Annotated in this window: 10 protein-coding genes; 4 read left to right on the top strand and 6 right to left on the bottom strand. The window is 64.8% G+C overall.

The genetic code is table 11. The features are described 5' to 3' along the window. Positions 1–230: 230 nt before the first annotated feature. A complete protein-coding gene (locus VMS96_11275) occupies positions 231–785 on the bottom strand; it encodes a GNAT family N-acetyltransferase (GenBank protein HVP44006.1) in 555 nt (184 codons plus the stop codon). Between the two features lie 59 nt (positions 786–844). Here VMS96_11275 and ispG point away from each other — a divergent pair, with 59 nt between their 5' ends. After that, positions 845–2,089: a flavodoxin-dependent (E)-4-hydroxy-3-methylbut-2-enyl-diphosphate synthase gene (gene ispG / locus VMS96_11270; protein ID HVP44005.1), complete on the top strand. Its 1,245-nt coding sequence runs from the start codon at positions 845–847 to the stop codon at positions 2,087–2,089. Between the two features lie 293 nt (positions 2,090–2,382). Here the strand turns inward: ispG and VMS96_11265 are convergent, their stop codons facing one another. Both VMS96_11265 and VMS96_11260 read right to left on the bottom strand, forming a co-directional pair. Then, the gene (locus VMS96_11265) at positions 2,383–3,864 is read right to left on the bottom strand and encodes a M48 family metallopeptidase (GenBank protein ID HVP44004.1); all 1,482 of its coding nucleotides are present in this window, start codon (positions 3,862–3,864) and stop codon (positions 2,383–2,385) included. Positions 3,865–3,997: 133 nt separating this feature from the next. After that, the gene (locus VMS96_11260; GenBank protein ID HVP44003.1) at positions 3,998–4,462 is read right to left on the bottom strand and encodes a hypothetical protein; all 465 of its coding nucleotides are present in this window, start codon (positions 4,460–4,462) and stop codon (positions 3,998–4,000) included. Positions 4,463–4,630: 168 nt separating this feature from the next. On the opposite strand from VMS96_11260, the gene VMS96_11255 reads away from it, so the two are divergent. The 3 genes from VMS96_11255 to VMS96_11245 all read left to right on the top strand — a co-directional run bounded on the left by VMS96_11255 (position 4,631) and on the right by VMS96_11245 (position 8,923). Further along, a complete protein-coding gene (locus VMS96_11255) occupies positions 4,631–6,436 on the top strand; it encodes an energy transducer TonB (protein HVP44002.1) in 1,806 nt (601 codons plus the stop codon). A gap of 247 nt (positions 6,437–6,683) precedes the next feature. After that, positions 6,684–7,361, top strand: coding sequence for a PEP-CTERM sorting domain-containing protein (locus tag VMS96_11250; GenBank protein ID HVP44001.1), 678 nt, complete (start codon positions 6,684–6,686; stop codon positions 7,359–7,361). A 59-nt stretch (positions 7,362–7,420) separates the two neighbouring features. After that, entirely contained in the window at positions 7,421–8,923 is a 1,503-nt protein-coding gene (locus VMS96_11245; protein ID HVP44000.1) for a class I SAM-dependent methyltransferase, read from the top strand. 12 nt (positions 8,924–8,935) lie between these two features. Here VMS96_11245 and VMS96_11240 read toward each other — a convergent pair whose 3' ends face one another. From VMS96_11240 to VMS96_11230, 3 genes are all read right to left on the bottom strand, one after another. After that, positions 8,936–11,176 carry a hypothetical protein gene (locus VMS96_11240; protein HVP43999.1) on the bottom strand — a complete coding sequence of 747 codons (2,241 nt, stop codon included), beginning with the start codon at positions 11,174–11,176 and terminating at the stop codon, positions 8,936–8,938. A gap of 125 nt (positions 11,177–11,301) precedes the next feature. Next, a complete protein-coding gene (locus VMS96_11235; protein ID HVP43998.1) occupies positions 11,302–12,972 on the bottom strand; it encodes a M28 family peptidase in 1,671 nt (556 codons plus the stop codon). A gap of 148 nt (positions 12,973–13,120) precedes the next feature. Next, the gene (locus VMS96_11230) at positions 13,121–13,618 is read right to left on the bottom strand and encodes a TlpA disulfide reductase family protein (GenBank protein ID HVP43997.1); all 498 of its coding nucleotides are present in this window, start codon (positions 13,616–13,618) and stop codon (positions 13,121–13,123) included. Positions 13,619–13,698 lie beyond the last annotated feature (80 nt).

The raw sequence follows: 13,698 nt of genomic DNA, 5'->3' as shown, positions 1-13,698 counted from the left end.
TGATGCGGCGCGACATCTCCATGCGCATCAAGGAACGCATCTACCAGGCGGCCTTCGTCTTCCTGCTGCTGTTCGCGGTGATGGTCATCTACAACGACCTGGGCAAGCTGCCGGTGCTGTCGAAGTACCTGCCGTAAGGGCTCACCACCAAGGACACAAAGGCATTCACAAAGGTCACGAAAGGCCTTTTGTGTCCTCGTGTTCGCCTTCGTGCCCTTTGTGGTGAGGTCTTACCGCGTGATGGCGAAGATCAAACTCGGCTTCCCATCCGGCCCCGGCCGGTCGGCCGTCCGCAGGAACCTCGCTCCGATCTTCTGCAACGCTGTCTGCGAGCGCAGATTCTTCTCTCCCACCACGAACACGACGCGGTCCACGAACCGGAAGGCGTGCTCGAGCATCAGCGACTTCATCTCCCCGTTGTAGGCTCCGCCCCAGAAAGCACGCTCCAAGAACGTCCAGCCGATCTCTATTTCTGATCGCTCGAGATCGAGGTTGCAGTAGCGCGTGCTGCCGATGATCCTCCCCGACTTCCGCTCGACCACCACAAACGCGCCCTTCGATTCGATGGCCGCGTCGAAGAATCTCTGGAAGACCTCTCTCTTGTATCGGTCGCTCTCCGGATGCTGTTCCCAGATGAGCGGGTCACTGGCCGACTGGAACACCGCATCGAAGTCCTGCGGCTTGAGCGGGCGAAGCTCGACCAGCTTTCCTCTTAGAGTCGGCTGGAGCTCGAATCCCACCCGTTCCTTCGGTTGCATCTGCTCCCCCGAGGTGCTGGCCCACATACTAGCGAGTCTAGCCCGGTGTGACCACCGTCACACCCGCCTGATAGACTAGAAGCTTGATGGCTGAGATCAAGCGCAGGAAAAGCTATACCGTCGTGATCGGCGGGGTGCGTGTCGGCAGCGAGGCCCCGGTCGTGGTGCAGTCCATGACCAACACCGACACTGCCGACGTTCCCGGCACCGTCCGCCAGGTCGCCGACCTGGCCCGTGCCGGCTCCGAGCTGGTGCGCGTGACTGTCAACAACGACGCGGCCGCCGCCGCCGTCCCCACCATCGTCGAGAAGCTGGAGAAGCAGGGTGTGCGCGTGCCCATCATCGGCGACTTCCACTACAACGGGCACATCCTGCTGAAGAAGTACCCGGCCTGCGCGCGGGCCCTGGCCAAGTACCGCATCAACCCCGGCAACGTCAGCATCGGCAAGAAGGACGACGACAATTTCCGCATCATGGTCGAGGTCGCAGTCGAGAACCAGAAGCCGGTGCGCATCGGGGTAAACTGGGGTTCGCTCGACCAGCAGTTGCTCACCAAGTTGATGGACGACAACTCGCGTCTGCCCGAGCCCAAAGAGGCGCGCGAGGTCACCATGGAGGCCATGGTGCTCAGCGCCCTCAATTCCGCCAAGCTGGCGGAAAAGTACGGGCTGCGCACCGACCAGATCATCCTCAGCGCCAAGGTCAGCGGCGTGCAGGACTTGATCGACGTGTATCGCGCCCTGGCCTCGCGCTGCGGCTACGCCCTGCACCTCGGCCTGACCGAGGCGGGCATGGGTGCCAAGGGCGTCGTCGGCTCCACCGCCGCGCTCAGCGTGCTGTTGCAGGAGGGCATCGGCGACACCATCCGCGTCTCACTCACCCCCGCTCCCAACGGCGACCGCACCGAGGAAGTCATCGTCGCGCAGCAGATCCTGCAATCCCTGGGCATCCGCAGCTTCACCCCGCAGGTGACCGCCTGTCCCGGCTGCGGGCGCACCACGTCCACCTTTTTCCAGGAGATGGCGGAGCAGATCCAGTCCTACCTGCGCGAGCAGATGCCGGTGTGGAAGGAGCGTTACGCGGGGATCGAAGAGATGAAAGTCGCGGTGATGGGATGTGTGGTGAACGGACCCGGCGAATCCAAGCATGCCAACATCGGCATCTCGCTGCCGGGCACCTTCGAGGAGCCCAAGGCGCCCGTCTTCGTGGACGGGCGGCTCATGACCACTCTCAAGGGCGACCACATCGTGGCGGAATTCATCGAGATCCTGAACAACTACGTCGCATCGCGCTACTCCGCCCGGGCGGAGACAGCGGCGATGGAGAAGTAGGTCACGAGCGCTTACGCGCGCAGGAGCGCCATCGCAGCCATCAGCCACAGGGCGAAGCCGGCGATGTTCAGTGCCAGGCGCACGCCGAGGTTATCCGCGATCTTGTTGTATTTCCCGCTCATCGCAACCTCCTTCCAAAGTATTTGACGGACGCCGTGCCCTTTGGTTAGTCGCCGTCTGCAGCAGTATCTCGCTGCCTGGTTACAAGTACGTTGCGGCGGGAAGAAAGTTCGGAAAACTTTGGCCAAAATGAAAGCGCCGGCGGAGCGCCGGCGCCCATGTCCGACAACGACTTACCGGACGCGCAGGGTCCTGACCATGTTGACGAAGGTCGGTTCCAGCCGGGCGTAGTCCCGTTCCGGCGCGACGAAGACTGCGTAGAGCACACTGCCATCCGGGCGCTGCAGCGTGACCAGCCAGTCGTGCTCGGGCAGCGGCTGCCCGCGCGAGTCCAGCACCGGCGATGGTCCGCTCAGGTCGGCGGACATGCCCGGCACGCCGTTCACCCGGATCTGTTCCAGCCCCGAGGTCTGCCGCATGCCTGCGTTGCCCTGGGTCAGGCTCTGCACGATCTGCTGGGTAACGGATTGCAAACCTCCCTGCGCTTTCGCGCCACCGAACACCACGCCATAGGCTACCGCGCCCTGCGAGTGTCCGGCCGCGGGCGCAATGGTGATTCCGCCGTTCTGGTCCTGGAACGCCTCCCAATTATTCGGATACTTGATGCTGAACACCGGGTTGCCGGGGATGGGCTTCATCGTCGAGCTCGGCTTGACCTGCTGGTAGGTCACGCTGGCGATGTTGGCATTGCCGGCGGGCGCCGCCGTAGCTTCTGGTGTGGTGGTCGAAACCCCGGCGGGCACCGAGCCCTGGCCCTGGTTCTGCCGCGCCCACTGCCCGCTCTTGGCGCCATCGGCGATCTGCTGCGCGCTGTAAGCGGTGACGCTCTGCGCGTCCTGGTGCGCTTTGTTGAAGCTGGCCGAGCTCGTTAACCAGCGCTGCGCCGGCCAGTTGGCGATCTCCTTGTCCACCGCCGCCACCCGGTTGCCGGGATTCGGGTGGTCGCTGAGGAACTGCGGTCCGCCCGGCCCTGCCTCTTTCTCCAGCTTCTCGAAGAACTCCGCCATCGCCCGCGGGTTGTACTGGCCCTTGTACATGATGACCGCGCCCACGGCGTCGGCCTGAGCCTCATCGGCGCGTGAATATCTCATGCTCCACATGCCGCCGACCATCTGCCCGCCGATGCTGGCCAGCGTCCCGCCCACGCCGCCGATCATCTGCCCCAGGATCTGTCCTACCCCGGCTAGGATGCTGGGCCCGACGTTCTGCTTCATCTGCTTGGCGGAATGCTGCATGTAAATGTGCGACATCTCGTGCGCCATCACCCCGGCCAGTTCCGCCTCGTTGGCAGCCGCCGTGATGGTCCCCACGTTCACGAAGATGGGCCCGCCCGGCAGCGCGAAGGCGTTGATCTCCTTCTGCTGGACGACGTGGAATTCATACGGCCACGAGTTCTGCGCCGGGATCACTTTCTCCAGGCGCTTGCCCAGTTGCTGCACGTATTGCGTCACCGGGCTGGAATCGGGCAGCACCGGCATCTGCTTGTACACCTCGCCCATGGCCTTGCGGCCCACCTGGATCTGTTCGTCCCGGCTGATCCCGGGATTGCCGGGGTCCGGCAGGACCGGCTCCGACTGCGCCACGCTTTGCGCGACCAAGAAGGACAGTGCGAGGGTGACCGCCAGAGTGCGGGACAGCAACGATCGTCTTGCCATGATGTCTCCCACTACGGCCTGCACAGCCGCGAATCAGCCCATCCATGGTGGGCCAACCGCCGGCAAACCGCAAGTACGGCTCAGTGCTTAGATGCGGTGGCAGCTCCGGTCCGTTGGTCTTGCGGACCTGAGGCTACTTTCTCGGCGGCGGCTCCCCTTCGGCTTCTTGCGGGAACGATTTGAAACTGGCCTCGCGGGTCTGCGCCGTGGCCTTCTTGTTCGCGTCTTCGGTGTAGCGGACCAGGGTGCCGCGCACCACGTAGTACGCCTCTTCGGCGCGAGTCTTCCCCGGTCCGCGCTCGACCCCGCCCTTGAACTCGAACCAGACGCCGTGCACGATCTTGGTCTTGAAGCTAAGTTCCATCCCGTTCAACGTGGTTTCGCTGAAGAATTGGTCCACGAATAGGCTCTTTTCGCCGTCCTCGTAGCGCGAGATGAATCCCGACAGCCGGCCGTCTTGCACGCTGAGCTGCACGAACTCACCGTCCTGCAGGAAGGTGTACATCCCGGTGAGGTCGGCGGGCGCCTGCTGGGAAGGCGGCGCCTGCTGGGCGAACATCGCCGCGGCGGCAAGACAGAGCACGAGTGCGTATCGCATGATGGCTTCCAGTCCTACTCGATTAGAACACGCCGGCGGCCGGCAAGTATCACCGCCAGCGAACATGTCCTGCCGGATGGGAAGGAACAAAAAATCCGGGATCGCCTGTTTACCACTATATAATCTCACTACTCTGTTTCCGCCCAGCCCTTGGTTGAGAAGATGGAAATGCAGGCATCGCGGGGTGCGTTTGTGAACCGGACGCGGCCTGCTGCCCGCCCGCCGCAATTCCTGGTCGAATTGGAACCGTGGGGCTGGGTCTTCTTGCGCAACCTGCGCGACCTGTTCCGGCCGCACCGCGAGCCCATGCAGATGCTCACCTCGCGGCCGGCTCCGTTCTGGCCCGATGTCTTCGTGCAGGCCGGCATCCCGCGGCGCCCCCTGCTGCAATCAGTCCTCTACCACGTCTTCATCGTCATCGCCCTGTGGGGGTTGTCGAACACCTTCGTCTTCCGGCCACGGGTGGTCCGCGATTCTTTCTTCCGCGACCAGAAGATCACCTACTACGACGTCTCGGAGTACCTCCCCGCCATCGACACCGGCAGCGAGCCGGCCAAGGAAGCGAAGAAGGGCGAGCCCGAGTACTCGCCGCAGCGCATCGTCTCATTGCCCAAGCATCCGGACAACAGCACCCAGACCATCATCGATCCCATCGACCTCCGGCTGATCACGAAGGAAGTGAAGCTGCCCAACATGGTGGTGTGGACCGACGTGCCGGCGCCTCCGGTGGCTGGCCGCAACCTCACGAAGCTGAGTGTTCCGGTCCTGCCGACGGCCACTCCGCCGCCGGCGCCGAATCCCACCCGCAACCTGGCTCAGCTTACCGCCCCAGCACTGGATCGAACTGCGGTGGCGCCCGCGCCCGACCCCGGTGATCCGAATCTGAAGAAGCTGAATCTGCCCGCGGTCGCAGCCCCCGGTGCGATCGCTCCGGCGCCGGATGCAGCGCCGCGCGCCATGGGCGACCTCAACGTCGGCCACTCCGACATCGTGGTCACCAACCCCGCGCTGCCGATGCCGGAGCAGCGCGCCGCCAACCTGCTCGGCGGAAGCGGCGCGACAGCCGCCTTCGCTGGCGCCGCCGCGGCCGTGCCCGCGGCTCCGTCCGTCGAGTTCAGTGGTGGCATCAGCGCCAAGGCCATGGGACAGTTCGTCGCCCTCAGCGTGCGTCCCTCTCCTCCTGCGGGTCCCATCGAGGTCCCGGGAGGGAACCGGCGCGGTATCTTCGCGGCGACACCCGAAGGCAAGCCGGGGGCGGCGGGCACACCCGACGTTGCCGGGGGTGGCGGGAATGGAGGCGGTGGCGGCACGGGATCTGGACCTGGGGGTCCCGGTCACGGCGGCGGCAACGGCGGCGTTCCCGCCGGCATCCTTATCGGAGGCTCGCCCGCTTCGTCGCCCGCCGGCGCGGTGGTGGCTGCGCCGCCCTCGGCCCATCCGGCAGTCGGCGGCGATGCGCTCCGGCGTAGCCTGCTCGCGGCGGCTCACGCCGTAGCCGACATCGCGCGCAGTACCGCGCCCGCTTCCACCAGCACGATCTCCGGAGGGCTGGACGCCCCCAGCAAGATCGAGGACAAGATCTTCGGCCCCAAGAAGTACTACTCAATGATCCTCAACATGCCCAACCTGACCTCGGCGGGCGGCAGTTGGATCATCCGTTTCGCCGAGCTGCATCAGAGCGAGAAGGCCGGTGACCTGACCGCACCCGTGGCCATGAGCAAGGTGGACCCCGCTTATCCGATGGAACTGATGCGCAAGAACGTGGAGGGCACCGTCACCCTGTACGCTGTCATCCGCGCCGACGGCACGGTGGCCGATATCAAGGTGCTGGAGGGCCTCGATGACCGCCTCGACGAGAACGCCAAGGCCGCCCTCTCCCACTGGCATTTCCGCCCTGCCACCAAGAACGGCAGCGCCGTGGACCTGGAGGCAGTGGTGTTCATTCCTTTCAAGGCCAGGAAGACAGCGTTCTAGAGCACTTCCCGCTCATGGCTATTTAGTTTCTCAATAACTTCCAACTGCAAAGCTCCTCCATTTGTCTGCAAAGACTTGCATACAAGGGGAGGCGGCGAAATCCCGCCGAACGCGCTAAGTATCCCAAAACGAACAGACTATGGATTTCAGGCAGTGGCACCAAAGTTGCTGTTTCCTTCGCAACAAATGTAGGTAGGGTGTCCCGTTTCTCGCTGGGTTCAAGACAAGGTGGGTAAGAGGAGGCTCCATGGTGGTCCGGGCTCGTTCCCTGGTCGCGGTCTTGTCGGGAGTGGCGGCATTCCCGCTGGCGGCGCACGCCGCAAACCCCGGCCCTATCCAAACCCCAAGTCTCTCGTGCAATTCGGATAATTTCGTCTCCGGCATCAACTGGGGCGACGGCTCCTCCACGGGCGTGCCGGCGGTGCAGTCCCAACCGGGGCCGGTGCAGACACCCTTCAGCTGCGCCAACAATATGTACAGCGCCGGGGTGCAGGGCGACAGCTTCGTCCTTAACTTCGGCAACCTGCTTCCCCCGCCAGATCCCGATCTCAAGTACGAGCTTAAGTACGAACTGCTCAGCACCTCTTACAAGGAGATGGTAGTCGGCACTCCGGACAAATGGCATACGACCACCGACTTCGACATGTACATCAGCTTCTACAAGGAGGACGTGCTGCAGTACAAGGATTTCATCGGGTTGAAGGTCGACTCCATGTTCGGCGATGCGCTCTCACCCAACAATGCCTTCTTGGTGAACGAGGAGGGCCAACTGGTGCTCGATCCCCCCCTCCCGGGTGGCGGGTTCGCAGAACTTGAGCTGTACAACACCCCGCAAGTGCCCGAGCCGGGGACCCTGGCACTGGTCGGCACCGGCCTCGCGGGCGTGGCGGGCGTCCTGCGCCGTAAGAGAAAAGCAAAAGCCTAACCACAGAGGAACACAGAGGAAGACTCTGGTAGGCTCTGTGTCTCTGTGCAGGCCGAGCCATGAGCACCGCCACCAGCCCCACCCTCTACGACGAGTTCCGCTATCCCGGGAAATTCTACCCGCAAGCTTCGCCGGAGCGCATGGCCATGCTGGCCACGCTCTACGGGCTCAAGCCGCCGCCGGTGGAGCGCAGCCGGGTGCTGGAGGTGGGCTGCGGCGAGGGCGGGCACCTGATCCCCGTGGCCTACGCGCTGAAGGACAGCCACTGCGTCGGTGTGGACCTGTCGCAGGCTTCCATCGAGCGGGCGCGAGAGACCGCGGCCCGGCTGGGCGTGGTGAATGCCGAGTTCCGGGCGCTGGACCTGATGCAGTTCCCCGCCAACGCCGGCGCCTTCGACTACATCGTCGCCCACGGGCTGTTCTCGTGGATCCCGCCCGGGGTGCAGGACAAGCTGCTCGAGATCTGCAGCCGGCACCTGGCGCCCAACGGCGTCGCCTACGTCAGCTACAACACCTACCCGGCAGGACACCTGCGGCAGATTACCCGCGACCTGATGCGCTTCCACACCCGGCACATCACGGATCCCGCCACCAAGCTGCGGGAGGCGAAGAAGATCGTGGACTTCGTCATCTCGGCCATCCCGGAGCCGACCGTGGAGCGGGAGCTGCTGCGCCGTGAAGCCGCGGTCCACAAGAAGTCCGATCCGCTCTTGTTCTTCGACGCCCTCGCCGAGGTCAACGAGCCGCTCTACTTCCTCGACTTCATGGAGCAAGCGGCCGCCTATGGCTTGCAGTTCGTCGCCGAGTCCGACATCCACCGCATGCGGACGGCGCGGCTGCCGGAGCACGCGCGGGCCGAACTGGAGGCCGTGCCTGACCGCCTGCTGCGCGAGCAGTACCTCGACTTCATCCACTGCCGCGGCTTCCGCCAGACCATCCTCTGCCGCGCCGGGCATGACCTAGACCTCAACGTCATCCCCGAACGGATGGAGCGGCTGATGATCGCGAGCTCCACGCAACCCGCCGTTCCAGTGCGCGACATCACTGGTCCGGAGACCGTCGAATTCCGGACCGCTCAGGGGCAAACCGTCAACACCAATGAGGCCATCCCCAAGGCGGTGTACCTGGAGCTGGGCGATGCGTGGCCGCGCGCGGTCCCCTACGCCGACTTGCGCGCGCGTATCTGCCGAAGGGCGGGGCTCGAAAGCCTGGCCCTGGCTGCGGAGGCCAGACTGATCCGCATGCTGGTCTCCTCGCTGGCCAATGCGGTGGCGGAATTCCGCGCGTATCAGGCCCCCCTCTGCACCGCGATCAGCGAGCGCCCGCTCGCCGGCGTGGTGGCGCGCTGGCAGGCAGAGGCCGGCCTGCCCGTCACCTCGCTGCTTCTGAACAGCTTCCAGATGCCGGAGCCGGAGCTGCGCCGCCTGCTGCCCTTGCTCGATGGGACGCGCGATCACCCAGAATTGCTCGCCGAGCTGCGGCAAGCCGATCCCCGGATCACCGCCGAGTTCTTGCACAAGTCCCTCGCGCGCCTGGCGGAGTGCGCGATGCTGCTGGCGTGATTCGCGGTCGCGCTAGGTCGACGCTACGGCCGCGGTCTTACCTTGGGCGAGTAGAGCGTAGACCTCTTCGCTGGTGCAGACCTCGTAGTAGCGCCGGTCAGTCCACTCCTTGAGGGTGAACTCGGAGGCGTTGATGTGCGGGACACGCCCTTCCCGCACCGCGATCAGGTGGAAGCCGCCGGAGGGCACCGGCACCATCCCGCTGTAGATCCTCGCCGTCTTCCCGCCCAGGAGCGTGGCCAGGGGGAGTTCGCGCGGCTCCAGCGAGATCTCCGTCTTCAGCTTGTCGAACGCGGCCTGGTTGATGTGGATGCCGCCGATGTTGTAGCGCACCAGGAACTCATCGGGAGTGCCGCCGGTGTCGGCGTCGCTCACCGTCTGGAACGAGAACACGGTGAACGGCGTTTTGTTGCCCTCCAGGTACTTGCGCGCGCCCCTGCTGGAGGAGGAAAGGCGGTCGCTCTCGTTCAGCGCCTTGGAGATCATGATGCGGTTGGTCCCGTCCATCAGGTACATGGGCGCCGCATCCTGGTAGGAGATGCCGATGCCCAGCTCCAGCACCGGCAGTCCCTGCTCCTGCGACTTGCGGTTGTAGGCGCGGACGATCTCGATCATCTCCTTGGCCAGCACGCAGATCTGGGCGACGCAGAATTGCGGTTCGCCCTCCCGCCCGAACATCGCCAGGATCACCGCGTCGCCCTCGATGAACACCTTGGTCGCGCCGTACTGGGGCAGCAGCTTGTTGATCGGGTCGTAGAAGTTCAGGGAGAAATACGAGGCCGGGTTCAGGCCGCGCTCGAACAGCGTCCGGGTCAGCGTGGTCGAATCGCGCACGTCCGCTTTGAGGATGACGTGGTCGATCACCTTGTCCTCGACCGGCTTCATCTCCTCCGGCAACAGGAACTCATAGAGCGTGCTGTTGATGGAGGAAAGCTCGCGCATGCGGTCGTTGGCCAGCACGTTCACCAGCTCCATCGCCTCGTTCAGCGTCTCCAGCCGGCGGATGTCGCGGTGATAGCGCATGAAGTCGGTCAGGAACCGGCCGGCCAGCTTGGCCCGCTCCCCGCTTCTCATGCCGTCCACCCGCTTGACCGCGGTGTGCAGCGCGGCGGGCGAGAGCTTGCCGTGGCTTTCCAACAGCGCCTCCACCCGTTTTCTCTCGTCCTTGGAGATGAGCGCGTTCTTCAGCTGCTGGGCGTTGATGGGCGGCGAGTACTGCGCCAGCAGCGGCACCACTTCGTAGGAGGCGATCACGTGGCCCATGACGCCGGCGTTCTCCAGCGCCGTCTGCCACTCCTGCAGCACCGCCTTCTGTCCTTTGCCCCTGGCCGTGTTCTCGTCGGGACTGCCACCGGCCACCAGTTCCTGCGCGTTCTCCGGGACATTGAGCTGATAATCGAGCGTGCCCTCGCTCTCTCCCTCTTTCAGCACTCCCAGCGACTTCAGGAACGCACAGGCCAGCTCCAGCATGGTGCCGAAGCGGTCCACGTCGTTCTCGTAATTGCCCAGCATGACGTAGTGCTCGGCGTTCAGGTAATCGTCGCGGCCGTCCTCGGTGAAGATCAGGCGGTTCAGGAACAGCTCATAGGCGCCCTTGTGGTTCTCCCCGAACAGCGACCGCCGCATCCGGCCCAAGGCCTCCTTCTCGATGTCGCGGATGGTGGTGAACAGCTCCTGTCCCACCCGGCGCAGCACCGGCTTCTTGTTCACCTGGAACTGCCAGAAGCGCTCGCGGACTTCGACGCCTTTCTGCGGGTTCGGCTGCCGCGGTCCTTCGAAGGTCTTCACCTTGGCGCGGCACACCTGCAGGACCTCGTTGTATTGCGTGTGCAGCTCGGTGCGCAGGAACTTGACCACCGCCAGCCGGAGCAGCAGGTCCAGGTTCTGGTTGGCGTCGGTCTTGGCGCGGTTCAGCGAGGCCACGTGCAGCTCCGAGAGCAAGCGCTTGAACTCCGCCGGGTCGGCAGGCTTCGCCTTTTCCTGCTGCTCCGAATGGCGGATCACGGAGGGCGGGCGATAGCTGATGGTTTCTTCCTTCACCAGCAGCGGCTCGACATTGCCGTACTTGGCCACCAGCTTGACGACGTGCTGCCGCGCGATATCGCAGAACTTCTGGCTCAGCCAGACATCGTGGCGGACGTTGTCCACCCCCGTCACCAGCCCCTCCAGCGTCAGTTCCGGCTTGTAGGTGGCCAGAGAGACCTGTCGCAGGTGTTCTTCGAGGTTCCCGCGTTGTAGGAACGAGAATGGCATGCTAATGCGACGTCACGCGGTCTGGGCCCGCGTGGGCCGTGGTTCCTGGGGGCTGCAGCGGGGCGAGAGTATCATCGTTTGCCCGCCCCTGCCAACGCTTGGCGAGATTGGCCAGTCGCCCGGGGTCAATGCGCGCCGGAGGCTTGGCTCCGCTTGCGCGCGGCTTCGAATTCGTCCCCGGCAGTCCAGCCGATCAGGTCCCGCTGGCCGGCGGCCCGCCAGCCGAGCACGAAGCCGAAGCGCGCCATCCGCGCGTTACCGCTGAAGTCCATGCCCGGGTCGTATTCGTCCGAAGGCTGGTGGTAGCGCTTGGCGTTGTACTCGGCAGCCTGCTGGTCGCCCCACTCCCGCGGATGCCCTTTGAACTTGCGCCCTTCGCTGACACTGAAGGCCGGGACGCCAGCCCGCGCCAGGCTGAAGTGGTCGGAGCGGTAATAGAAACCAGCATTCGGATTGGGATCGGGGCGGAGCTGCAGCTGGAATTCTCTCGCCGTCTGCTGCACTGCCGCATAGAACGAGGTCCGTTCGGCGCCGTAGGTCCCGCCTTCCTCCGGGTCGCCAATGGGCGGCAGGTCGTCGTAGTTCAGGGCAAGGGTGATCTTCCCGGCGGCCAGCGGCGGGTGCTTGCCCAGATACTGGGAGCCGCGCAGGCCTTGCTCCTCCGCGGTCACGGCGGCGAACAGGACGGAGCGCGCCGGCCGCACTCCCGACCCCGCGAAAGCGCGTGCCAGTTCCAGCAGGATGGCGCAGCCCGTGGCGTTGTCGGCGGCCCCGTTGTAGATGTTGTCGCCCGCCTGGTCCGGCCGGATTCCCAGGTGATCGTAGTGCGCCGTGTAGAGCACCGCCTCGTCCTGCAGGCGCCGGTCGGAGCCGGGCAGGATGGCGAGCACGTTGTCGGAGCGCGCACGCCGCACCCGATTGACCATGTGCGCCTTCAGCCGCATCGGCAGGACGACCGGACGGAAGTCGCGCGAGCGCGCATCCTTCATCAGTTGCTCGAGGTCTTTCCCTGCCGCCCCGGCGATTCGACGGGCCACACCCGCCTGCACCCAGGCCGCGACTCTCAGCTTCGGATCGGGGTCGTCGGCCAGTTGCGCTTTTTCCCCCGCGTTGGAATTGCGCACCACCTCCCAGCCGTAGCTGGCCATGTCGGTCGTATGGATGAGCAGAACGCCGGCGGCGCCGCGCCGGGCTGCTTCTTCATGCTTGTACGTCCACCGCCCGTAATAGGTCAGGGCCGGGCCTTTGAAGAACTGCGGGTCGGTCGAAGGGGGCTCGTTCACCAGCATCAGCAACACCTTGCCGCGCACGTCCGCGCCCTTGTAGTCGTCCCACTGATACTCCGGCGCGCTGATCCCGTACCCCACGTACACGATCTCCGAATCCACGTCGCTGACCGCGTTGCCGGTCTGGTCCAGGACTACGTAGTCGTCGCCGAATTTGAGTTCCATCGGCGAACCCGACGCCGGCACGACCGCAAAGCTGGTGGGTTGGGTGGTGATGAACAGCAGCGGCACCCCCTGGAAATAAGTGCCGTTCTCCCCCGCCGGCTTCAGGCCATAGAGCTCCAACTGGGTCGCGATGTAAGCCGCCGCCAGTTCCCCTCCCCGCTGTCCGGTCCCCCGTCCTTCCAACAGGTCGCTGGCCAGGAACTTCACGTGCGCACGGAGTCTCTCAGGATCGATCGACCGCAGCGCCTGCACCGCGCCGGCAGGCAGCCCCTTGGGCTGCGGCGCTTGGGCTACTGCGAGCGGAGGACAAAGCAACAAGACGAGGAGGGGGACGAGCCCGCGCATGAAGACTCCTAGGCGACCCGCCATTCTAGCCGCTGAGCCGGATGCAGAAAACTCCTCCGCACGAAGACCTCCTTTGTGGCCTTCGTGCTGACCCTCGTGTCCTTTGTATTGAGGCTTCGTCCGCGACCGCGGATCAGTTCAGCGACCCTCAACCGGCCTTGAATTCCGGCACGTCTTCCCCCGGCTTGAACACCGGCTTGGGCTTCACGCCCGCCAGCTTGGCCAGACGCCGGTTCAGCTCCTCGATGTCGGCCTTCACCCAGCCCACGCTGGTGAGCTCGATGCTGCCGTCAGGGGCGATAAAGAAGAAGGTGGGCACGTTGGTCAGCCCGTAGGCATTCGACGCCGGGTACTTGTCGGATGGATCGATCGCCAGCGGGAAGCTGATGCCGTACTCCTTGGCGAACGCCTGCGTGTCCCTCTTGTCGTTCTGCGACACGCCCAGGAAGGCGAACTTCTCGCTCGGGTACGCCTTGTAAACGCGCTCCAGGTAAGGCAACGTCATCTGGCAGATTGGACAAGAGATCTTGAAGAATGCCGCCACCACCGGCCCCCGCCGCAGCGCTTCCTTCAGCGAGACCGTGCGGCCATCGGTGGTGGTGAGTTTGAAATCGGGCGCAAGCACCCCACTGCTTAACGCTCCCATGCGGGACCCTCCACTACGCCTATTGGATGACCTGGAAGTGCTTCAGGATTTTTCTTGTGAGACCGGTCAGTGGGAGACGC

The organism is Terriglobales bacterium (assembly GCA_035543055.1).
In the GTDB taxonomy this organism is placed as follows: Bacteria; Acidobacteriota; Terriglobia; order Terriglobales; family Acidobacteriaceae; genus JAIQFD01.
The sequence above is the reverse complement of the archived record's forward strand: the minus strand, read 5'-3'. Positions and strand labels throughout refer to the sequence as shown.

Coding starts and splice junctions, on each gene's coding strand:
- VMS96_11275 (HVP44006.1), bottom strand. CDS start 785: ATGTGGGCCAGCACCTCGGGGGAGCAGATGCAACCGAAGGAACGGGTG.
- ispG (HVP44005.1), top strand. CDS start 845: ATGGCTGAGATCAAGCGCAGGAAAAGCTATACCGTCGTGATCGGCGGG.
- VMS96_11265 (HVP44004.1), bottom strand. CDS start 3,864: ATGGCAAGACGATCGTTGCTGTCCCGCACTCTGGCGGTCACCCTCGCA.
- VMS96_11260 (HVP44003.1), bottom strand. CDS start 4,462: ATGCGATACGCACTCGTGCTCTGTCTTGCCGCCGCGGCGATGTTCGCC.
- VMS96_11255 (HVP44002.1), top strand. CDS start 4,631: ATGCAGGCATCGCGGGGTGCGTTTGTGAACCGGACGCGGCCTGCTGCC.
- VMS96_11250 (HVP44001.1), top strand. CDS start 6,684: ATGGTGGTCCGGGCTCGTTCCCTGGTCGCGGTCTTGTCGGGAGTGGCG.
- VMS96_11245 (HVP44000.1), top strand. CDS start 7,421: ATGAGCACCGCCACCAGCCCCACCCTCTACGACGAGTTCCGCTATCCC.
- VMS96_11240 (HVP43999.1), bottom strand. CDS start 11,176: ATGCCATTCTCGTTCCTACAACGCGGGAACCTCGAAGAACACCTGCGA.
- VMS96_11235 (HVP43998.1), bottom strand. CDS start 12,972: ATGCGCGGGCTCGTCCCCCTCCTCGTCTTGTTGCTTTGTCCTCCGCTC.
- VMS96_11230 (HVP43997.1), bottom strand. CDS start 13,618: ATGGGAGCGTTAAGCAGTGGGGTGCTTGCGCCCGATTTCAAACTCACC.